This is a genomic window from Hoeflea algicola, from assembly GCF_026619415.1.
Taxonomy (GTDB): Bacteria; Pseudomonadota; Alphaproteobacteria; order Rhizobiales; family Rhizobiaceae; genus Hoeflea; species Hoeflea algicola.
On sequence record NZ_JAOVZR010000001.1, the window covers coordinates 1 to 19,711 of the forward strand.

Sequence of the window (19,711 nt, forward strand, 5' to 3'; positions counted from 1 at the left end):
GCAAATTATCTGATTGGCTCGTTCGTCGCGGCCTATGAGGATATCACGTTTCTATGGAACAACTTCGGCAACGTGATTGGCGCGGCTGTTATTGGAGGCGTCAATCTCGCCATTGATGCGGTCAACACGCTGATCAACGGTGCAAAGCGGTCGATCAATGATCTGATCAACACCATCAACCTGATCCCCGGCGTCAACATCGATGGGCTGGATACGTCTAGCTCCACGATTGGCAATATCGAAAACAGCTTTGCCAACAACCTGACCGGTGGCGGGCGTCACAGCGCATTGTCTCGCCATAACGAACGGCAACAGGCAGCGCTAAACGCTGATTACCTTGGTGGCGTCTCTACAGCGTTTGAAGGTTCCACACCCGATATCAAGGCGGCAACGGCTGCGCTTACCGAAGCCGAGACAGCCGCCACTGGCGCAGGTAAGGCAATCAAGGAAGCGGCCAAGACAGACCCATGGAAGGGACTGCGCAAGTCCGTTGATACAGCAAACGATGGATTGAAAGCCGCTCGCGAAATCGCAGGCGGGTTTTTCTCCGACCTGAAAAACGGGTTGAAGAACGGAGAAAGCTTCTGGGATAGTTTCAAAACAGCAGCGTTGAACGCGCTCGACCGTATCACCGACAAACTGCTGAATGAAGTGCTTGATAGCATCTTCAAGGTCAACAAGGCCGCATCGGGCGGCGGCGGTGGCGGCATCGGCGGGTTCCTGTCCTCCATCTTCGGCGGGATGTTTGGCGGGGGTCAAATGGGCATCGCCAAGGCGGGCGGAATTGGCCTTTATGCCAACGGCACAGACTTTGCGCCGGGCGGCATGGCTATCGTCGGTGAGCAAGGCCCTGAGCTGGTCAACCTCCCACGCGGGTCAAAGGTTAACACGGCCGGCCAAACGCGAGGCATGATGTCAGCCGCCAACAACAATCGCGGCGGGTCGTCTGATGTCGTGACAATCGTTCTCCAGGATGACAGCGGTCGCATGGCGTCGATTGCTGATCAGCAAATCAAGACTGCCAGCGGTACGATTATCAATGTTGCGGTCCAGAAGTCAGAAGCGAAATTCGCCACGACCTACGCCAAGACCAATCGTGCGGGGCAAATCTGATGGCTGTGCTTCCATTCCCCGCGCTCTCGTTTGAGCACTTCGACATGCGCCAGGTCAACACCCGGCTCAACAACACGATGCTTGGCCGGAAGACAGAGACGGCAGACTTCGGAACGCCCTATTGGCGGGTTTCGGCTGCAACGGGATTCCTGTCCGATGAAAAGATTGACGAGGCGGACGCATTCTTTACCGAGGCATCCAAGGGCGGCAATGTATTCGCCTGCTATGACTATTACAGGCCGCGCCCGCGAGCCTATGGCGACACTCCGCTCGGTGGTACGAAAGCCGCAGGCGGGGCATTTGATGGATCAGCGATCCTTTCGACCGGAACAGATAGCCGGACAATTGTGGTGTCGGGTCTGCCTGACTCGTTTGCGCTCAATCGCGGGTGCTTGGTCGAGGTCAACAAATCATCAAGCGTTCGCTCGCTTCACCGGGTCATGGCTGATGCTACGGCCAATGGTTCTGGCGTTGTCACGCTGACGATTGATTTCCCGCTGGATACAACCGTCTTCACATCTGGCAATTCCACAATCCAACTGGAAAAGCCGTCCTGCCTGATGATGCTTGATCCGGGCTGGTCAATGCCCAAGGCATGGTCTGACCGGGTGGCGTCGTTCTCAGCTACAGAGGTGTTTCTCTGATGGCCACAGCACTAGCAACAGAAGTCGGAAATCAGGTCGATAGCGGCTCGATCAAGGTTCTTCCCTTGGTCAAGATCGTTCTTCCCGGCAAGGGCGAAACCCCGGACAAAACCGTTGGTTACCATACGGGTGGGCGTCCATTCACCTATTCCGGGCAAGAGTACCTACCGAACCGCTTTCTGAATGATGACGGGCTTGTTGCAGCCCTCGGGAACCAGATCACCGAAACGACACTGGTATTTTCCGATGTGCCAACCGACAACGCAGATGACGGCATCGCTGCAATTGAGAATTACCAGTACATCAATGCGGCAGTGACTGTCTCCTATCTCTGCGGCGATCCGGCGACCGATGAAATCCTTGGGGTTCTGGTCACGCAGTTCTACGAAATCAACGATGTAGAATTTGAAGTTGGCGCGCTCGATGAAGATGGCCAAGCGACGATCTCGCTGAATATCTCGATTGAAACACTCTCCCGGCGCTACCGGGATCAGACCTATGCGAAGCGGTCTGTCGAGGATCAGAAGCGGCACAACTCAGCGACAGACACGGCGTTTGCATACGTCGCCACATCGCCAGACTGGCCGGAAGAATGGGGCCAACGATGAACCGCGCACAGATCGTTTCCAACATCATCAAGACGGCTCGGAAAGAGCCTTACGCCTATGGCGTCAATGATTGCTTTTTCCTTGGCTTGAAGGTGATCGACGCGCTGCAAGGGACCAGCCACGTCAAGGCGTTCTCGGGTTCCTACAAGACTCTCCGAGGTGCTCATAGAGCAATGCGTAAGCGCGGTCATGGTTCAGTGGTCACTCTCTATGACGAAATGCTGTCAGAGATCCCTTGGGGTCAATCCCGCATTGGCGATCTCGCGGTTGTGCTCTTGGACGATGGCGAACACGTAGGCGTTAACGGCGGGCAGGCTTGGCACTCAATCACCGAAGCAGGCCCGCGTTCATGGCCGCTTCACCTCGCCATGTGCGCATTCAAGGTCTAAATTATGGTATTTTCCCTAATTGGGGGCGCGATCGCTGCGGCGGTCGGCCTTGGCAGCGCTACCCTGTTTGGCGTGTCGGCGGGTGCTATCATTGGCGGCGGTCTCGCGCTCGCTGCCAATCTGGCACTGTCCTACCTCAATCGCCCAAAGAAGACGCTCAGCACGGCGGTCCAGGGTCAGGTTCAGCTTGGCGGCGATGTGGCCGATCAGGTTCTATTCGGCACAGGCAAGACCAAAGGCCACCGGATTTATTACGCCAAGTACGGCGGCGGCAATGCGCAAAACGCCGAAGTGTTCGTGCTCGCCAATGGCCGTTGCGATGGACTTGAAGAATACATCTATTTCTATGGTGAGAAGCACGATCTGATCAGCGTCACACCGGTCGACAACGAGGCGGCACGTTACACGGTTGACGGCTTCGGGTCTTCCATCAATATCCGCTTCTACGATGGATCGCCCGGCCAGCTTGCCGACAGCGAATTGGTCGCTGCAACGTCTGCGCTCGGCAATCCATGGAAAGCCACCAGCACGGTTGCTGGCCACGCTTATGTTGTGGTTGAGCGCACTTGGTCCGCAAGCCTGTTTGACAAAGGCAGACCGGAGTTTGAATTCGTGTTGCGCGGCTGGTGCGAATACGACCCGCGCAAGGACAGCACAGTTTCGGGCGGCTCGGGTTCACACCGCATCGATGACCCGGACACCTGGGAACACTCGGTCAACCCGGCGATCCATCGCCTGAACTTCCAGCTTGGGCTTCGCGGCACTCTTTCGGGTGACGTGCTGGTCGGCGTTGGCAAGCCCATCAGTCAGATTGATGTGGCAATGCACATGGCCGCAGCCAATGTGTGCGACACCGAACGCACTATCGGCGGGCGCACGATCCCCACATATCACTGCAATCTCTTTGTCTCGGCAGAAGATGACCACATTGCCGTTCTCCAGATGATGGAAGACGCAATGGCCGGCTATGCGGTCAACCGCGCTGGTCTTGATGGCGTTCTCGCTGGAGCCCCGCAAGTTCCGGTGCTGGAAATTACCGCAGACGGTATCCGGGCAGACGCACCGCGCAAGAGCAAAAACCGCAGATCCGGCTTCGACGGCATCAACATTCTGTCAGGCCAGTTCACTTCCATCGAGGCCCACTACAACCCGGAAAGTCTCGAAACGGTCAGTTCCAATGCAGACATTGCCGCTGATGGCCGCAAGCGTCCTGCCGGGAATGACTTCCTCCAGGTCACAGACCCGGACATTGCGCAATACCTGCTCAATATTCGGTATCGTCAGAACCGGAAGGCAAAGCAGCGTTCGCTGCCGGTATCGCGCAAGGTTGGAACACGGCTGCAACCCGGCGATTGGGTGACGTATGAAGACACAGACTGGCTGATCACCAAGTGGGGCTTTGATCGTCAATTCCAGTTTACGCTTGAATTGGCTGAGACCGGTGATGATGTCTATGACGAGGAAGGCATCACAGCCGGTCCGGTAATCGTCGCGCCGTCCGCTCCTGCCAACCCGTCGCTGATTTCAACAGTCTCGAACTTCACTGTTGCGGCGGGGCTGATTACAGGCACGAACGGCGCGCAGACACCGGCCTTGCAATTCGGCTGGGATGATCCGGAAGACCCGACCGTTACCGCCGTGCAAATCCAGTATAGGCAGAATGGGACAGAAAGCCCGGTCTTTACTGCGACAGCTACAGACGTGGCGGCTGGAACCCTCGTTATGCCAGGCGGGGTTCAGTCCGTGTTGGACTACGACGCGCGGGCGACGATATCCACGCAGCCTGACCGGCTCAAGTCATGGACTTCATGGGTTACGACCGTAGCGCCGACCCAGACAGTGCAGTTAATGCTTGCCGAAGTGGCGGGGGATATTCGGGGCACGCTCGACACCATGCGCGCGCAGATTGATGATCTGCACCACCGTATTGAACTTTCGGGCGGCGATGCGTCCATGGACACGACCGAGCGCTATCTGGAGCGCCGGGTGATTACCAGGCAGCAGGGCGCCCTCAAGGCAACCGTGATCAGCGAACAGCAGGCGCGGATTGATGGAGACGCGGCTCTAGCTGAGGATATCACGGCGGTTGAGGCCATGGCGGAAGGTGCCAATGCTGGCGGGCTGTTCAAGATTGAGGCGTCCGCAGGGGCGGGCGATGTGCTGTCAAGGCTGACAATGTATGCCCGCGCCTCGATTGAAGACGCATTCGAAGACGCTGGCTTGGTGATCGAAGTTGTCGGCGACGGTGAAGACCCTCCCACACTGTCAGGCAGGGTGGTTATTAGTGCCGCTCAATTTGTTGTGACGGACGGGACCGAAACCAACCTCCCGTTGGTGTTCGAGGACGGTGTCTTGAAAATTCAGAACATATTGTTTGGTGACGGCGTTGGCGGGACGATCACCGGGGCCACGGGCAAAATGGTGTCAGATTACGTCAACGAACGAATGACCTTTTCTGATTGAGGTGGGTAAATGAGCACTCCAAGAGTCATGTTTGACGCTGATGAACTTGTCATCTCCAAGGTTGGCAAGGACGCCACCAATGCCTCATTGCCCGACACTGACAAGATCTTCGACAGCAAGTGGTTGTTCGGTTTGCAGGTGTTGGGCAGCGGCGTCTGGACGTATCCCAAGGAGGTTTCAACCTATCGGGATTTCACGCTACCTGATTACGGGTTTCAGCCCGCACTTATGATCAGGACCAAGGCGCGCCCACACTACAAGGATAATGGGGTCGAATATCAATTTGCGCTGGCCACGGACCGGCCAAATATTTCGGTCTTTACGGGCGTCGAATTCACATATGACAGAACAAATAGCATCACGCCGCACAAGTTCGTCAATGACACCACCGTAAGGATATACCGGACCGACCCTTATTCCGCCGTTGAGTTCCATTGGTTGGCGCTGGCGTTATGACAACGAGAACGGTTATCGACCCGAGCGAAGATTGGGTCATGCGCGTTAGCACTGCTGGTAACGATGTGGAAAGCGACGGCGGGCCGTATCTGTTTGATGGTTCGCTTGAGACGTTGCAGGTCCATCAAACAGGGATCGTGACGGATGTTTTTCAGTGGCAGCGACTAAGCACGCCAGAAGTACACCGATGCATCAAGCTTGCGGGGGCTTACACCGGGTATCCAATGTTGGAGATTTCATTTCCGACGCTCGGATACGTCCCTCACATTGAATGGTCAATCACGAGTGACGCGCTTGGCGGGGCTGTTGATTTCCCAGCGCACCACATCAACACAGTCACCGGCAGTTCGAGCACGGAGCTTGTAAGCCTGCCGGTTGCAATGATCCCCTACACCAACAAATTCCAGATTATAGCAACGACTGCGAACGCGCAGGGCTACAGCCTGGGGCACGGCGGGACTCCCCGGCAGGGAGACCTTTATTATACGGTGTTCAAAAGGCCGACGACATGAACGACCGGGTGATGTTCGGTAACAATGGTTCGAAGTTCGTGGCGAGGGTTTCGAAGCCCGGTAAGGACGTGGCGAGCACTGACCTTGCGGACTTCTCGCTGCATGAGGATTTTTCGACGCTCATACCGATTGCGCGAGGTACAACCACGTTGGCAACGGGCGCGAGTACGTCTTTCACCCTGTCGTCAATAATTGGCAAACACCCGTTTGTGGTCATGAAATCATCCGATGGCATACTGCCGGTCGCGCCATATCTCAACTTCTATCGCGGCACCTACTACCTCCGCGTCATTCCTACGACAGGCGTCTGCACACTTTACAACGAGTACGCCACGTCGCTGACCATCACCTACGCGATTTTCATTTCGCCATAGGTCATCCCGCAAAACCTGACCAGATACCGACCGCTAACGCCCGCAGCGGTCCCTTTGCTATGCCTGCATAAGGACACCCCATGACATCCCTGATAGTTGAGAAAACCGGCACGGTCAGCCTGACAGCCGGAAGCAAAGTCCTGTCTGGAACGCTGACTGCGTTCTCTGCTGCCGCCGTCTCTGGCGGAATGCTGATCGTTGACGGCGTATCGGCAGCCATTGCCAGTGTTGAAAGCGATACAGCGGCCACGCTCGAACAGAACTGGGCCGGCGAGAATGCCACTGATGCCGATTACGTCATCATGCGCTCGACCGCAGAGGCGGCCCGGCTGACCAATGCCCAGGACAAGCTGTCCGATCTGATTGCCCAGCTCGAAGGGCAGGTGTTCTTCAATTACGATGCCTTCGGCGAGGCGCTGGCCGACCGGGATGCGTTTGATGATGAGGCCAAGGGCTTCAAGTTCGCGTTGATCTCGGATGGCGATGCGGTGCTCTATGTCAAAGCCTCGGCCAGTTCCGCCGACTGGACGGATGGCGTCACGATCCGAGGCGACAAGGGCGATACCGGTGCAACAGGTCCGGCTGGTGAGGATGGGCAGGCATTCGACCGCAAGGGCGCTGGTGCACCTGATGATGGCGACGGGTCGAACGGCGAGACCTATCTCAACACGGTCAATGGCGACACCTATGTGAAGGCCGCCGGCACATGGGGAGCGCCAACGGGGAGTATCAAAGGCGACCAAGGCATCCAGGGAGTGAAGGGCGACAAGGGTGACACCGGCCAGGTCGGGACCGAGGCGCTGCTCGACAGCGGCACGGCGACGGGCGCGGGCGCGCTTGAACTCGATCTGAGTACCTATGTGGCGGCTGGATACGACCGGTTTCGGGTCGTGCTGCGGGGCTTGACGCCCAGCGTTGACGGCGCGTTCATGGGTGCGCAGTTCTCGGCAAATGGCGGTTCCTCCTACGAGGGTGCAGGTTATGTCCATGCCTACGAACGTGGGATAGTTGGCGGTTCTCCCGATTCTGGCGGCAGCGCGTCGGACAGTTACATGCGGGTGACGACTGCTATCGGCACTGATGCTGGCGAGTTCGCCGAGATCACGATTGATATAGACCTCACCGCCACACGCGGCACCATGGAGGCGCGGACCCTTCTCAAGTCGGACACCGGCGCGGTTATCCTCATGCGTGCGCAAGGGCGGCTCGCCGTCGCGGACCTCAACGCTCTTCAGTTCTTCATGTCGGGTGGCACGATCACCAGCAGCTGGGTTCTGTTCGGCTTCGACGGCACGACGGTGGTTGGTGACGAAACCCTCACGGATGCGAAGCTCTCGCCGACCGCCCGCGTTTCCTACGCTGCCTTCGGGGCGTTCCCCGATCGCTCGGAAATCCAGGCCGCAACGGTGGGCGATGACATCGATCGGCTGGGCTGCCTCGGCTATGCGGCGGCGGGCGACACCGATGGCGACATCATCACCTATACCCGCGAGGCTTCGGAGCCGACGTGCCATGCGCGGCTGAAGGTGCAGAGCGCGGACGGCAAATGGTTCGTCGCCTCGCGTCCTGCATCCGGTCTGCCGATCAAATGGGCGGGCGCGAAGTGGGACGCGACCACGGACGACAGTGAGGCTGTGCAGGCATGTCTCGATTTTGGGCCGGGCAAGTACCTTCTGCCGGTAGGAACGGGGAGAGTTGACAACGACCTCACGGTTGCCGGAGACGGAATCAACCTCGTCGGGCATAGTATGGGTTCATCAAGCATCTGGTTCTATGGAACGACGTTCCTGAAGAATTCAGAGGCAACACCAAGTCTGGAGGCACACCGGAGATATTATTTCGAGGCAAAAGACTTTTCAATATTCCGAAAGGGAGCCTTTTCTGGATCGAAGGGCTTCGATCTTGATAGCTTTGTTCTGGGACGGATGGAGCGAGTACACGCGGACTTTTTTGAATACGGCTTCATGCTCGAAAGCGCCGTCTCTGGTTTCAGTGTCTACAATGTCTGGGAGCAACTCTTCGCAAACGTGTGCCGCTATGGCTTCTGGATCGATGGATCACAGTCCAACGCACAGAAACTGTGTGGTTGTAGGCACAATGGCGCTGCGAAAAAGATCAATGCGACAACCGGGTTGGCGGATGCTGGCGGCGTCAACGTGTTCGGGTTTACAGTGCGGAACTCAAACGGCTGTCACTTAGACACCCCCATCGTTGATTACGCCGAGACTGGCATTTATCTTACAGAAACGACGGCAGATAGCGCCTACTACAACACGATCACGGCACCTCGCATCGAAGATGTGACCGACGCCATTGTCATCGACGCGGGCGTCGATGTGACGTCTATCTTGGGTGGGGGAGCGACCTCGGTGTCGGGTTCGAAGCTGATTGATAACGGCACAGATACTGTCACGCAGGGCGATTGGTAAATTTTGCTGCGATTTCACTTCGCGTGACGGCCAGTTGGGATGAGGTGTATCTTCGGAAGCGGTTGGCAACTCTCATTGATCGAACGCGATCGAGGTCCGGTGGGTCGATGACGTTATTGACGACCAGATTCTCGGCTCCGTTTTGAGATAGCGCGTTTAGGAAGTCGCACTCGCGCAGACGGTTGTGATAACTGATCCGGTTTTTTCCTATAAGTGCCCATTGCCACTCCGGGTAGCGAAGAAAATTTACTTTGCTCACCCGTTTGTCAAAGTTATGAAAATGATCATGCAGCCCGATCAAGGCATAAAAGATGCCCCCAGACTTAAGGACACGCCGCGCTTCCCGTATCAACGATAGTATTTTTGCTTCCGGCACGTGCTCCAGTACGGCGTAGGAGAAAAAAATATCCACTGACGCTGCTGGCAAACCGGTGTTCGCTGCATCACCCGGAGCCGTGTATCTAATTGCATCAGGGTTGGCGGGTGGGAGCCACTGGAGAAGCGTTGCTGATGCCTCTTCCATCAGAGTGGGTCGAAGGTGACGGCGATGATCGAATGTGTGGATGTAATTCGCTCCTAATGAGGAAAGAGCAAGCGTCGGCATGGCATCCCAGCCTGTCCCGACCTCCACTATCGTCGCACCTGATATAGGCTTGATGCGATTTAGGCTCCGAATACAAGCGGTGATTTCGGCTGCGCGCTGTTCTTGTGCGGTGTGTCCTCGGCGTTTGGCGTTCACCCGTTGGAACTGGTGATTGATGGCTTCACCGTAAGGCAGGCAGGCGAGGCCTGCCTGAACCATGGCCTTTGCCTGCCACGGCAAATGCGGGGCGGCCCTAGTTGTCTCAATTCCCTGCAAGAACGTCTTCATCTACCCAGCATATCCGACACGGCGCGGACGCGAAACAACCTTCTCGCGTCATTCCCGCCATCGCAATCTGAAACATAACTGACCGGAAGTACATTCCCATGAAACCCATCGCCAACTGGCGGGGGGCTTCGCCGTGCCTGTCGGGCGCGGATCAACACATAAAAACATCGACATAAGCAAACACCCAGCAAACGCGCGGCGCTTTGCTGTGCGGAAAGGATAAATGATGGATATCAACATCCCTACAGGGGCTGCGATCCTACTCGACTTCATCCGAAACACTGAAACCGGAACGGCGGGTTCCGAATCCTACCGCACCATCTACGGTCACAATCAGAAGCATCTGAAAAAGCCGATCACCGATATGACGCTGCTTGAAATCCAGCGGGCGCAAATGGGGTGGTCTAAGCGTTTCGGGTCGTCTGCTACCGGTGGATATCAGTTCATGTACAAGACGCTCGGTGGTCTGATTGAAGAACTGAAAATCTCGGTGAAACTCAAACTTACCGCCGATTTGCAAGACCGTCTAGGGTATCATCTGCTCAAGCGGCGTGGCTATCTGGCTTACATGGATGGGCGAATTGACGCCGTGGAATTTGCCAAGCGTCTGGCCATGGAATGGGCATCATTCCCGGTCCTGCAAGACACCAAGGGCGCGCACCGCACAGTCAAGCGCGGGCAGTCCTTTTATGCCGGTGACGGGCTGAATAAGGCTCTGGTTGATCCTGCTGAAATCGAGCGGGTATTGGCGCGGGTCAAGACTGCCACTAACAAGCGCATTCCTACACCTGCTCCCAAGCCGGACATTGCGCCACCTGCCGATCCCGAGAACCTGGATAAGCCCATCGCCAAATCCAAGACATTCTGGATGTGGCTTTCAACTGCTATCGGCACGCCGCTTGCTGCCTTTTCCGGCATGGATTGGCGGGTGCAGTTGGCCCTCGTCGCCGTGATCGTGGGCTTTGCCATTTACGGCATCTATGCGCGGCACCGGCTGGCGAAGATCTACCGCGAGATAAAGGCGGGCTTGTGATGGGCTGGTCTGACCTTATCCCCGTCGTATCGACTGCAAAGCTTATAGGGGCTGCGGTGGCGGGGGCTTTCCTCGCTACATCGCTGACCTTCACCTACACGACGCTTTTCACTGTCCCTGCGGCAAAGCATGAAGCGGCAAAGATTGCCACCGCCGAAATGCTCACAAAATTCCATGAGGTTTCCAATGAACTTGCATCTGATGCGGAGAAATTCCGTGCCAATCGTATTGCTTGCCGTGCTGCTGGCCGGATGTTCGACTTTGAGACCGGCAACTGCGGACAAGACTGATATCCGCAAGACCATCCGCCCTATTGTCGGCACTACGCTAATAGGGGTCAAGGGGGCCACTCCAGTCGATCAAGACAAGATAGACGACACCGCTGCGGGATTGTGCGGCGCGGGCGTCTGGACCCCCTCTGAGTGCTCAAGACACGCCAAATAACAAGCGGGCCGACCTGAGATGCGACCTCGGGCCGACCCTGACCACAACGACCACAAGGGGGCCGTAATGGCTGAGAATATATCTACCGGGCGAGGGGTAAAGCGTTCGTTACCGCCGCGCCGGCCGGAGTCAGGGGGAATCCGATGACGGTTATCGAATTGCAATGGCTGGTGGGCATCTCTGCCACCGTGGTTTTGTCATTGGCCGGTTTGGTGATCGGATCGTTCCGGGTCATCGCCGCCAGGCTTGAAAAGGAAACGGACAAATTGAGCACCGCGATAGCGAAAGGGAACGAAAAGCTGGCCCACGCCATGAAGATGGAAGGCGATCGGCTGCACGACCGGCTCAACCGGGTAAGAGACGAATATGTGCCGCGCCGGGAAATGGACGACCACATGAATCGCATCGACAAGACCCTGGACGAGATCAAGGCGGATCAGAAGAGCATCATCACCCTGCTTACTGGCCGCGCCTCTCCATAACCAATTTGCCGCAATCGTGCGGTGAATACCCGCCGGCGCTCCAACAGCCTCCGGATCGCCGGTCTCAACGTAGTCAAACTGCCCCGTGGCCTTAACCGGCTGCGGGGCTTTTTTGTGCGTTGGGGGAGGCTCCTTCGATGATGGGGTTAATTTTCAACAGACTGAGCGAGCTTGATTGCCTTGTCTATTGGTTCGACCACAGCGCGCCCAAGCAATCCACCTTCCGTCTCGATTTTCATAAGCTCGTCTTTCATCGCTGCAATGACACGCTTCAATTTTTCGGCCTCTGTCATCGGGAACTCCTTCGATTATTTCTCAATTTCAACATCGCGGCCCTCAAGGTACGCGAGAAGCTTGATTGACAATTCGCGCTCGTCATAGTCGGCCAGCACCAACAAGCCGCCAGCGGAGAGCCTGCACATGCGGCGGATTATACCGGCCATGCCTTCAATCCGTTGCTCTCGCTTCACATCAGTCAAAAGCACTGGCCGCTCCTGTTTTGCTGTTGAAACGTCGCACCACGGCGGGGCGATAAGTGAAATCAATCTCAACAGTGTCGTCATGCTCTGGTGAGACAACCTCGGCAAATCTGAACTTTTCAACCGGCCTTTTCCTATGGCCTCGGCAGCGAGCCCATTGGACGATATAGGTGTCACACCACGACGCTAGGGGGCGGGGTATTCGTCCATTAGCAACATGGCTCATGCCTCCTGTTATTTGCGGTTTAATCGTAGCCCCATGATTGGGCGATGGCGCGGAACTGTTCATAGCCAACATGACCAGGACGGCCGCTCAATTGGCTGATCGGTGTGCCAAGACGGTGGCCGATATCACGCTCCGCGTACCACGCCCATTCACCCGTGGCAGGGAAGCCGTTGTTGGCGAGGTGATACCAGTATCCATCTTCGCGCAATTCGAACTCGGCAACGTCGCCAATGATTGATTTTGCATCCGGATTGAACCGTTGCGGGTCGTGCACAAAGACGCTTTCGCCAAGGCGGTATTCAGCAGTTTTTGGATCAGACATGGCAAACTCCTGTTATTTGGGGTTGTTTTCAATCTCGATTGTCAGATCCAGAAGCCGCCTGAATTGTTCTTTTGTCGGTCGAGTGTTCAACGTCACCCTTATGGGTAGCGGCCCCTCGTCGTCGGTCATCAGAGATGTTCCAAGCGCCAACCACTCAGCTTCGCTCTTAGCTTTGAGCCGGTCGTTCTCTGCTCTGAGTTCACATGCTTGGCAGGCCATCGGAAACTCCTGTTATTTTGACTTCTTTGCCGCGCGCCGCTTCTTACCGATGAACCGGTAATTCAGCTGGTCGCGGGTGAACTCCTGGCCGGTCCGCTCGTTGATGCGGGCCAGCACGTGCGATTTAGTCAGTGCCGGATCGAGCCATAGGCCGCGTGCCCACTTCTCGTCCTTCTCTGTCATTGTGCCGCGCGGCTTGCGACCACGGGTGCCGATAACCTTTTCAGCAACCTCGACCTTTCCGCCGCGGCTTTCGATTTCCTTGCGGATCTGCGCGGCCTTCGCGCCGGGGCCAAAATCACCGATTTGCAGCACCACGACAGTCACCCCGATCGCACGGCGGCGAGCAGTGCGCGCAGTTCCTCACGCTCTGTCGCTGCGTTGTCGATGAAGGCCCGCCCCTGAGGAATGTCGAATTCCTTGAAGTCGCGGTCGCTTCGCTTGAAGCCGTAGGCAATTTTGTCATCAAAGGTCATGGCCTTTCATACGCTATTTGCACACGGTTTCACAATATCTCTGATTTGTCCACATAAATGAACTTTATGCACTATATATGTGTGCAAAAATGCTTGCATATGTGAAAAATTGCGAGCACATTGTGGACAGATTGAAAATCACGCAAGGGACCAAACTGATGGCTGATGCAAAAGAAAAACTGAAAGATCGGGTGCTGAAATTTCAAATGCTTGAACTGCCCGGTCAGCCCATGATGATGCACATGGGCACATCGTATTTGGTGCAAGACCTTTGGCGTGAAGTGCAGAGCCTCCGGGCGGCGCTCTCTATGACCAGATCCGGCACCGATACCGATGAAGCGATGCGCTCGCAAAACTGCGAAATCTAAAGGAAGTCAGATGCCATACAGCCACCCAAAGGAAAGCGCTCACGCGCAGGACGCTCGAGAAACCAAAGAGCGCACGCTCGGACTTGAGAGCCAGTCCCTGCTTCGGGTTGGCTACCGGCCCGACGCAACAACGGAAATCGAACGAATGGCCACCGCATTGCAAGACATATCCGCCGAGCGCCAGCGCCAAATGAATGTTGAAGGCTGGACGCCCGAACATGACGACACGCATAGCGACGGCGAGATGGCGCGAGCGGCTGCATGTTACGCGCATAACCCCGGCAAGATGGGGCGGGCTTCTCCGGTCGCGTGGCCCTGGTCGCGGGCTTGGTGGAAGCCAACAAATGCTCGCCGCGATTTGGTCAAAGCCGGAGCTCTGATCGTCGCTGAAATCGAACGGCTGGACCGCCTCGAAAGCTCCGACACATAAGGGAGGCCGGGGAACACCCGGCCTCTACCTGCGGACCGATACCGGACCGTTTCACCTGAACAGACGTGAACATACTGAGTTCAAACCCGTCGAGCTCGACTGATTTCATTGAGTTTTTGCGAAGCCTACCCCGTTCGGGACGACGGGGTCGGAGGTTCGAATCCTCTCACTCCGACCAGTCTTTTCCCTGATATTATTGATGAATCCTGCTTTTGGCGGCCGTCAGCATGCCGCTGTTGCATCGGCTGATATCTGCCAGGTCGGATCGACCTTTTGGAGCATTCTGCGGCGCATCAATCCAATGTTGCCCCTTGCTGAAACGGCACCGTGCATCAGTCGCTGTTTGAAAACTCGGGCAAGAAATCCTCGCGCGCGGCGGCCACCTGATCGGCGATGAAGCTCATGACAGTGCGCACCCGCACCGAGTCGCGCAAATCCTGATGCGCCACCAGCCACAGCGTGCGGCGGATCTCGAACAGGGCGGGGTGAATGGGAATCAGCCTTGGCGAGTGGCGGGCTATGAAATCGGGCAGAAAGGCCAGTCCTTTGCCGGTATCGGCAGTTCTGAGCTGGGCAAACAGATTGGTGCTCGACAGCCGTGGCGCAAGATCACCGACAACAGAGGAGAGATAATCGAGTTCCGGCGTGTAGATCAGATCCGGAATGTAGCCGACCAGCAGATGTGCGGCGAGATCTTCCGTGCAGGTGATTGGTGGCGCGTTGTCCAGATAATCGGCCGTCGCGTAGAGATGCAGCGTGTAGTCGGTCAGCTTGCGCGAGAAAAGACGGCCCTTTTCAGGCCGTGAGAGAACAATGGCAATGTCGGCCTCGCGCTTGGAAAGGCTGAAAAGCCGCGGCGTAGCTACCAGCTGGATGTGAAGCTCCGGATTGGCCAGTGTGAGTTCCGTCAGGCGCGGCATCAGAAAATAGGAGCCGAACCCGTCGGGCGTTCCGATTCTTACCGAGCCGCTGAGAGTGAAAAGCTCACCGGCGATGTCGTCATGGATCTTGGCGGCCTCCATTTCCATGCGTTCGGCATGGCGAAGCAGCTTTTCGCCGGTATCCGACAAGGCGTAGCCGCGCGGCGACCGCTCAAACAGCTTGGCCTTTAGTCGTAGTTCAAGCGAAGCCACCCGGCGACTGACAGTGGCATGGTCCGTGCCCATGGTGCGGGCGGCAGCCGTCAATCGCCCGGTTCGGGCGACTGCGAGAAAGTATCGCAGGTCATTCCAGTCAAAGGTCATCGGTGTGGGCATGGGCATATTCGCACATTGGTTCTGCAAATCGTGGCATATGCTCGCGCAAATTACCACCTATTCTCATGGTTGATCAGGGTCGTATGCGCATGATTACATCATCAGGCGCAAAAATGCCGTTCGCCGGCTATGGCCCTGTCGGACTTGCCGTTTGAAATTCAACGTGCGGGTTCTCGTGGGGGGAAGGTCTGTCTCGCAACAAACCGGGACGGAGGAGGACGAAGATCGCAGTTCTCATGAACGATACCGATCTGCAGTTCGGTCCAGGCCGATGGCCTTTCTATCCCCGAAACGACGGACGTACTGCGAACATGAGGCGCGGCACCTAGATTTTGATCAACCCGGGAGGATTAAACATGAGACAGTTTTTATATGCCAGCGTCGGCGCCGCCGCACTGATGTTGACGGCACACGCTGCGATCGCAGCGGACGGCGTTTCCGATGACACCGTGAAGATCGGAGTCTTGGGCGATATGTCCGGCGTCTATTCCACCGGGTTCAGCGGCGACGGCGCCGTTTCCGCCGTCAAGATGGCAGTCGAGGATTTCGGCGGCACCGTACTTGGCAAGCCGATCGAAGTGATCTCGGCTGATCACCAGAACAAGGCAGACGTGGCCTCGGCCACCGCGCGTCAGTGGATCGATGAAGACAAGGTCGACATGATCACTGACCTGACCAACTCCGCGGTCGCACTTGCGGTTCAGCAGCTGGCCTCTGAGAAGAAGGTCATCACCATTGCGACCGGCGCTGCATCGAGCGCCCTGACCGGCGAAAGCTGCACCGCCTACGGCATCCACTACGGCTACGACACCCATGCCCTGCCGGTCGGCACCGCAACCGCAGTCGTCAAGAATGGCGGCGACAGCTGGTACTTCATCACCGCCGACTATGCTTTCGGCCATGCGCTGGAACAGAATACCGGCGACGTCGTCAAGAAGCTGGGCGGCTCGGTGCTGGGCAGCTCGGACGTGCCTCTGGCATCGACCGACTTCTCGTCCTACTTGCTGCAGGCGCAGAGCTCGGGCGCCAAGGTGATCGGCCTGGCCAATGCCGGTCAGGATACCGTCAACTCGATCAAGCAGGCGCATGAATTCGGCATCGTCGAAGGCGGCCAGCAGCTCGCCGGCATGCTCGTGCTGATCTCCGACGTCAAGAGCCTCGGCACCGATGTCGCCAAGGGTCTGCAGTTCACCACCGGCTGGTACTGGAATTCCGACGATGAATCGAAGGCCTGGAAGGAACGCTACGAGAAATACTCGAACGGCGCCGCACCGACCTTCGTTCACGCCGCTGATTACTCGCTGACCATGGCCTATCTGAAGGCCGTTGAAGCTGCTGGTACCGACGATTCGGACAAGGTCCGCGCCGAGCTTGGCAAGATGAAGATCGATGATTTCTTCGCCAAGGGCGGCCAGATCCGCGAAGACGGCCTGCTGGTGCATGACATGTACCTGCTCAAGGTCAAGGATGGCGGAACCGATCCGTGGGATGTCGCCGAAGTTGCGCGCACCATCCCGGGCAATGAAGCCTATCCTGCGCTGGCCGACAGCGGCTGCCCGCTTGTGAAGTAGTAACAGCTACTGACATAGTCACGGAGGCGGCGCGTCGAGTTCGCCTCCGTGACACACCAAGTGCGGGGCATGACATGACCGACTACATTCTCGAAGCCAACGATCTCACCAAGAGCTTCGGCGGTTTCGTCGCCGTCAACGGCGTCAATCTGCGGATCAAGCGCGGATCGATACATGCGATCATCGGCCCGAACGGGGCCGGCAAGACGACGATGTTCAACCTGTTGACCAAATTCATCACGCCCACTTCCGGCAAGATCATGTTCAACGGCAAGGACATCACCAACTGGAAGGCATCCGAGATCGCCACCAAGGGGATTGTCCGGTCTTTCCAGATTTCAGCGGTCTTTCCGCATCTCACTGCGCTTGAGAACGTGCGTCTGTCGCTTCAGACCCGTCTCGGGGTCAGCTATCATTTCTGGCGCTCGAAGGCGTTGCTGTCCGAACTCGACGCCGAAGCGGTTGCGCGGCTCGACCAGGTAGGGCTCAAGGAATACGCCCATCTACGCGCTGTCGAGCTTCCCTATGGCCGCAAGCGCGCGCTCGAAATTGCCACCACCCTTGGCCTTGAACCCGAATTGATGCTGCTCGACGAACCCACCCAGGGAATGGGAACCGAGGATGTTGGCGCCGTCACCGGTCTGATCGGCCGCGTACGCGAAGGCCGCACCATTGTCATGGTTGAGCACAATCTGGGCGTCGTCGCCGAGCTTGCCGATACGATCACCGTGCTTGCGCGCGGCGAGGTGCTGGCCGAAGGGCCGTATGAAGAAGTCTCGCGCAATCCGCTGGTGATGGAAGCCTATATGGGCGTGTCCGCTGAGGAGGTGGAGGCATGACGATCGCAGTGCTTAAAACCGGCGCCGATGCGCCCGTCAAGCCGATGCTGCAGATCAAGGATCTGCACGCCTGGTATGGCGAATCTCACATTCTCCATGGCATTGAGATGGAACTGGGTGAGGGGCAGTTGATCACGCTGCTCGGCCGCAACGGGGCAGGGCGCACCACCACGCTTCGTGCCATCATGGGCATGGTCGACCGCCGCACTGGCTCGATCAGAATCAACGACGAAGAGTTCATCAACAAGCCGGCGCATCGGATTTCGCCGGATGGTCGGATAGGCTATTGTCCGGAAGAGCGTGGCATCTTTGGCTCGCTCAATGTCGAGGAAAACCTGATGCTGCCGCCCAAGGTGGGCGCAGACGGCATGCCGCTCGAAGAGATCTTTTCGATGTTCCCCAATCTTGCCGATGTCCGCAAGCGGATGGGCACCCGGCTATCGGGCGGCGAGCAGCAAATGCTGGCAATCGCCCGCATCCTGCGCACCGGCGCGCGGCTGCTGCTTCTCGACGAGATCACCGAGGGGCTTGCGCCGGTTATCGTGAAGACGCTGGGCACCGTGATCCGCGACCTGAAGAAACGGGGCTACACGATTGTCCTCGTCGAGCAGAATTTCCGCTTCGCGACAACGCTGGCCGACCGTCACTACGTCATCGAACATGGCAAGGTGATCGACCGGATCGAGGCAGCCGATGTCGAATCGAGCATGGGACGGCTCAACCATTATTTGAGCGTTTGACAAGTTGGCGGCGCGCGCCGCCGCGGCTGCACTAAGCGGCAGGGAGGATGACTAGATGGAATTGGATCAATTGATCCGTCTGATACTCGCGCAAGGGATGCTCGGGCTCAACAACGGCGTGTTCTACGCAATGCTTAGTCTCGGTCTGGCCGTGATTTTCGGTCTGCTCAACGTTGTCAATTTTGCCCATGGCGCACTGTACATGACCGGGGCGTTTCTGGCGTTGATCCTCTATTCCTATCTGGGCCCGTGGCTCGGGCTGGAATGGCTGCAGATCGGCTTCTGGCCGTCGCTGATTCTGGTGCCGTTGCTGATCGCCGGTTTCGGCATGCTGATCGAGCGGTTCATGCTGCGCTGGCTCTACAAATTCGACCCGATCTACAGCCTGCTGCTGACCTTCGGCGTGACGCTGGTGTTGCAGGGCGTGTTCATCAATTTCTTCAATGCATCGGGCACCCCCTATCCGGCAATGCCGGAAATGCTCAAGGGCGTGGTCGATCTCGGCTTCATGAAGTTCCCGAAATACCGGCTTTTCGTGATCGTCTTCTCGGTCGCGGTTTGCGGGGTGGTCTGGTTCATCATCGAACGCACCCGGATCGGCGCACAATTGCGGGCGGGCACCGAAAATCCTGAACTGGTCAAGGCGTTTGGCATCAACGTGCCGCTGATGGTGATGCTGACCTTCGGTTTCGGCACCGGACTTGCCGGGCTTGCCGGTGTTCTTGCCGCGCCGATCTATTCGGTCAGCCCGCTGATGGGGGCCAACCTGATCATCGTCATCTTTGCGGTCGTGGTGATCGGCGGCATGGGTTCGATCATGGGCGCGGTGGTCACCGGCTTCGCGCTCGGGTTGGTCGAAGGGGTGACGAAGGTGTTCTACGCCCCCGCCGCCAACACGATGATCTTCCTGTTGATGGTCATTGTCCTGCTGGTACGCCCCTCCGGTCTTTTCGGGCGGCAAAGCTGA

General features: G+C 57.4%; 25 protein-coding genes and 1 pseudogene. 18 read left to right on the forward strand and 8 right to left on the reverse strand.

The annotated features are described in order from the left end of the window. From OEG84_RS00005 to OEG84_RS00045, 9 genes and pseudogenes are all read left to right on the forward strand, one after another. Nucleotides 1-1,113: pseudogene (locus OEG84_RS00005) on the forward strand (hypothetical protein); the annotation flags it as partial. After that, nucleotides 1,113-1,757 carry a hypothetical protein gene (locus OEG84_RS00010; RefSeq protein ID WP_267651834.1) on the forward strand — a complete coding sequence of 215 codons (645 nt, stop codon included), beginning with the start codon at nucleotides 1,113-1,115 and terminating at the stop codon, nucleotides 1,755-1,757. The pseudogene OEG84_RS00005 and the gene OEG84_RS00010, both read left to right, overlap by 1 nt. Next, nucleotides 1,757-2,365, forward strand: a complete 609-nt coding sequence (locus OEG84_RS00015; RefSeq protein ID WP_267651835.1) for a DUF2163 domain-containing protein — start codon at nucleotides 1,757-1,759, stop codon at nucleotides 2,363-2,365. The genes OEG84_RS00010 and OEG84_RS00015 overlap by 1 nt, the downstream gene beginning before the upstream one ends. Beyond that, entirely contained in the window at nucleotides 2,362-2,754 is a 393-nt protein-coding gene (locus tag OEG84_RS00020; protein ID WP_267651836.1) for a DUF6950 family protein, read from the forward strand. The genes OEG84_RS00015 and OEG84_RS00020 overlap by 4 nt, the downstream gene beginning before the upstream one ends. 3 nt (nucleotides 2,755-2,757) lie before the next feature. Beyond that, nucleotides 2,758-5,217, forward strand: a complete 2,460-nt coding sequence (locus OEG84_RS00025) for a phage tail protein (RefSeq protein ID WP_267651837.1) — start codon at nucleotides 2,758-2,760, stop codon at nucleotides 5,215-5,217. 27 nt (nucleotides 5,218-5,244) lie between these two features. Continuing rightward, complete coding sequence (locus tag OEG84_RS00030; protein ID WP_267651838.1) at nucleotides 5,245-5,673, forward strand: hypothetical protein; 429 nt, start codon at nucleotides 5,245-5,247, stop codon at nucleotides 5,671-5,673. After that, nucleotides 5,670-6,185, forward strand: coding sequence for a hypothetical protein (locus OEG84_RS00035; protein ID WP_267651839.1), 516 nt, complete (start codon nucleotides 5,670-5,672; stop codon nucleotides 6,183-6,185). Before OEG84_RS00030 ends, OEG84_RS00035 begins: the two co-directional genes overlap by 4 nt. Beyond that, complete coding sequence (locus tag OEG84_RS00040; protein WP_267651840.1) at nucleotides 6,182-6,559, forward strand: hypothetical protein; 378 nt, start codon at nucleotides 6,182-6,184, stop codon at nucleotides 6,557-6,559. Before OEG84_RS00035 ends, OEG84_RS00040 begins: the two co-directional genes overlap by 4 nt. Before the next feature lie 80 nt (nucleotides 6,560-6,639). After that, nucleotides 6,640-8,988 carry a hypothetical protein gene (locus tag OEG84_RS00045; protein WP_267651841.1) on the forward strand — a complete coding sequence of 783 codons (2,349 nt, stop codon included), beginning with the start codon at nucleotides 6,640-6,642 and terminating at the stop codon, nucleotides 8,986-8,988. Here the strand turns inward: OEG84_RS00045 and OEG84_RS00050 are convergent. Next, nucleotides 8,969-9,859: a class I SAM-dependent methyltransferase gene (locus tag OEG84_RS00050; protein WP_267651842.1), complete on the reverse strand. Its 891-nt coding sequence runs from the start codon at nucleotides 9,857-9,859 to the stop codon at nucleotides 8,969-8,971. The two genes, OEG84_RS00045 and OEG84_RS00050, sit on opposite strands and share 20 nt — an antisense overlap. Before the next feature lie 226 nt (nucleotides 9,860-10,085). Between OEG84_RS00050 and OEG84_RS00055 the strand changes: the two genes are divergently transcribed. The 3 genes from OEG84_RS00055 (at nucleotide 10,086) to OEG84_RS00065 (ending at nucleotide 11,818) form a co-directional block, all read left to right on the forward strand. Beyond that, nucleotides 10,086-10,892: a lysozyme family protein gene (locus OEG84_RS00055; protein ID WP_267656030.1), complete on the forward strand. Its 807-nt coding sequence runs from the start codon at nucleotides 10,086-10,088 to the stop codon at nucleotides 10,890-10,892. Then, nucleotides 10,892-11,182 carry a hypothetical protein gene (locus OEG84_RS00060; RefSeq protein WP_267651843.1) on the forward strand — a complete coding sequence of 97 codons (291 nt, stop codon included), beginning with the start codon at nucleotides 10,892-10,894 and terminating at the stop codon, nucleotides 11,180-11,182. Before OEG84_RS00055 ends, OEG84_RS00060 begins: the two co-directional genes overlap by 1 nt. A gap of 297 nt (nucleotides 11,183-11,479) precedes the next feature. After that, complete coding sequence (locus tag OEG84_RS00065) at nucleotides 11,480-11,818, forward strand: hypothetical protein (protein WP_267651844.1); 339 nt, start codon at nucleotides 11,480-11,482, stop codon at nucleotides 11,816-11,818. A 146-nt stretch (nucleotides 11,819-11,964) separates the two neighbouring features. Here OEG84_RS00065 and OEG84_RS00070 read toward each other — a convergent pair whose 3' ends face one another. The 6 genes from OEG84_RS00070 to OEG84_RS00095 all read right to left on the reverse strand — a co-directional run bounded on the left by OEG84_RS00070 (nucleotide 11,965) and on the right by OEG84_RS00095 (nucleotide 13,540). After that, nucleotides 11,965-12,111: a hypothetical protein gene (locus OEG84_RS00070; protein WP_267651845.1), complete on the reverse strand. Its 147-nt coding sequence runs from the start codon at nucleotides 12,109-12,111 to the stop codon at nucleotides 11,965-11,967. A 15-nt stretch (nucleotides 12,112-12,126) separates the two neighbouring features. Then, entirely contained in the window at nucleotides 12,127-12,381 is a 255-nt protein-coding gene (locus OEG84_RS00075) for a hypothetical protein (protein WP_267651846.1), read from the reverse strand. Nucleotides 12,382-12,542: 161 nt separating this feature from the next. Further along, entirely contained in the window at nucleotides 12,543-12,845 is a 303-nt protein-coding gene (locus tag OEG84_RS00080) for a hypothetical protein (protein ID WP_267651847.1), read from the reverse strand. A 12-nt stretch (nucleotides 12,846-12,857) separates the two neighbouring features. Continuing rightward, a complete protein-coding gene (locus tag OEG84_RS00085) occupies nucleotides 12,858-13,064 on the reverse strand; it encodes a hypothetical protein (RefSeq protein ID WP_267651848.1) in 207 nt (68 codons plus the stop codon). A gap of 12 nt (nucleotides 13,065-13,076) precedes the next feature. Beyond that, the gene (locus OEG84_RS00090) at nucleotides 13,077-13,382 is read right to left on the reverse strand and encodes a hypothetical protein (protein ID WP_267651849.1); all 306 of its coding nucleotides are present in this window, start codon (nucleotides 13,380-13,382) and stop codon (nucleotides 13,077-13,079) included. Nucleotides 13,383-13,387: 5 nt separating this feature from the next. Further along, nucleotides 13,388-13,540: a hypothetical protein gene (locus tag OEG84_RS00095; protein WP_267651850.1), complete on the reverse strand. Its 153-nt coding sequence runs from the start codon at nucleotides 13,538-13,540 to the stop codon at nucleotides 13,388-13,390. Between the two features lie 158 nt (nucleotides 13,541-13,698). Between OEG84_RS00095 and OEG84_RS00100 the strand changes: the two genes are divergently transcribed. Both OEG84_RS00100 and OEG84_RS00105 read left to right on the forward strand, forming a co-directional pair. Further along, the gene (locus OEG84_RS00100; protein WP_267651851.1) at nucleotides 13,699-13,908 is read left to right on the forward strand and encodes a hypothetical protein; all 210 of its coding nucleotides are present in this window, start codon (nucleotides 13,699-13,701) and stop codon (nucleotides 13,906-13,908) included. Between the two features lie 10 nt (nucleotides 13,909-13,918). Then, on the forward strand, nucleotides 13,919-14,338 hold the full coding sequence (locus tag OEG84_RS00105) for a hypothetical protein (protein WP_267651852.1): 420 nt from the start codon (nucleotides 13,919-13,921) through the stop codon (nucleotides 14,336-14,338). Nucleotides 14,339-14,670: 332 nt separating this feature from the next. Here the strand turns inward: OEG84_RS00105 and OEG84_RS00110 are convergent, their stop codons facing one another. After that, on the reverse strand, nucleotides 14,671-15,594 hold the full coding sequence (locus tag OEG84_RS00110; RefSeq protein ID WP_267651853.1) for a LysR family transcriptional regulator: 924 nt from the start codon (nucleotides 15,592-15,594) through the stop codon (nucleotides 14,671-14,673). Between the two features lie 356 nt (nucleotides 15,595-15,950). On the opposite strand from OEG84_RS00110, the gene OEG84_RS00115 reads away from it, so the two are divergent. The 4 genes from OEG84_RS00115 (at nucleotide 15,951) to OEG84_RS00130 (ending at nucleotide 19,711) form a co-directional block, all read left to right on the forward strand. Continuing rightward, entirely contained in the window at nucleotides 15,951-17,165 is a 1,215-nt protein-coding gene (locus OEG84_RS00115) for an ABC transporter substrate-binding protein (protein ID WP_267651854.1), read from the forward strand. A gap of 74 nt (nucleotides 17,166-17,239) precedes the next feature. Continuing rightward, nucleotides 17,240-18,004: an ABC transporter ATP-binding protein gene (locus OEG84_RS00120; RefSeq protein WP_267651855.1), complete on the forward strand. Its 765-nt coding sequence runs from the start codon at nucleotides 17,240-17,242 to the stop codon at nucleotides 18,002-18,004. Further along, nucleotides 18,001-18,744: an ABC transporter ATP-binding protein gene (locus OEG84_RS00125; protein WP_267651856.1), complete on the forward strand. Its 744-nt coding sequence runs from the start codon at nucleotides 18,001-18,003 to the stop codon at nucleotides 18,742-18,744. Before OEG84_RS00120 ends, OEG84_RS00125 begins: the two co-directional genes overlap by 4 nt. Before the next feature lie 73 nt (nucleotides 18,745-18,817). Next, complete coding sequence (locus tag OEG84_RS00130) at nucleotides 18,818-19,711, forward strand: branched-chain amino acid ABC transporter permease (protein WP_267656031.1); 894 nt, start codon at nucleotides 18,818-18,820, stop codon at nucleotides 19,709-19,711.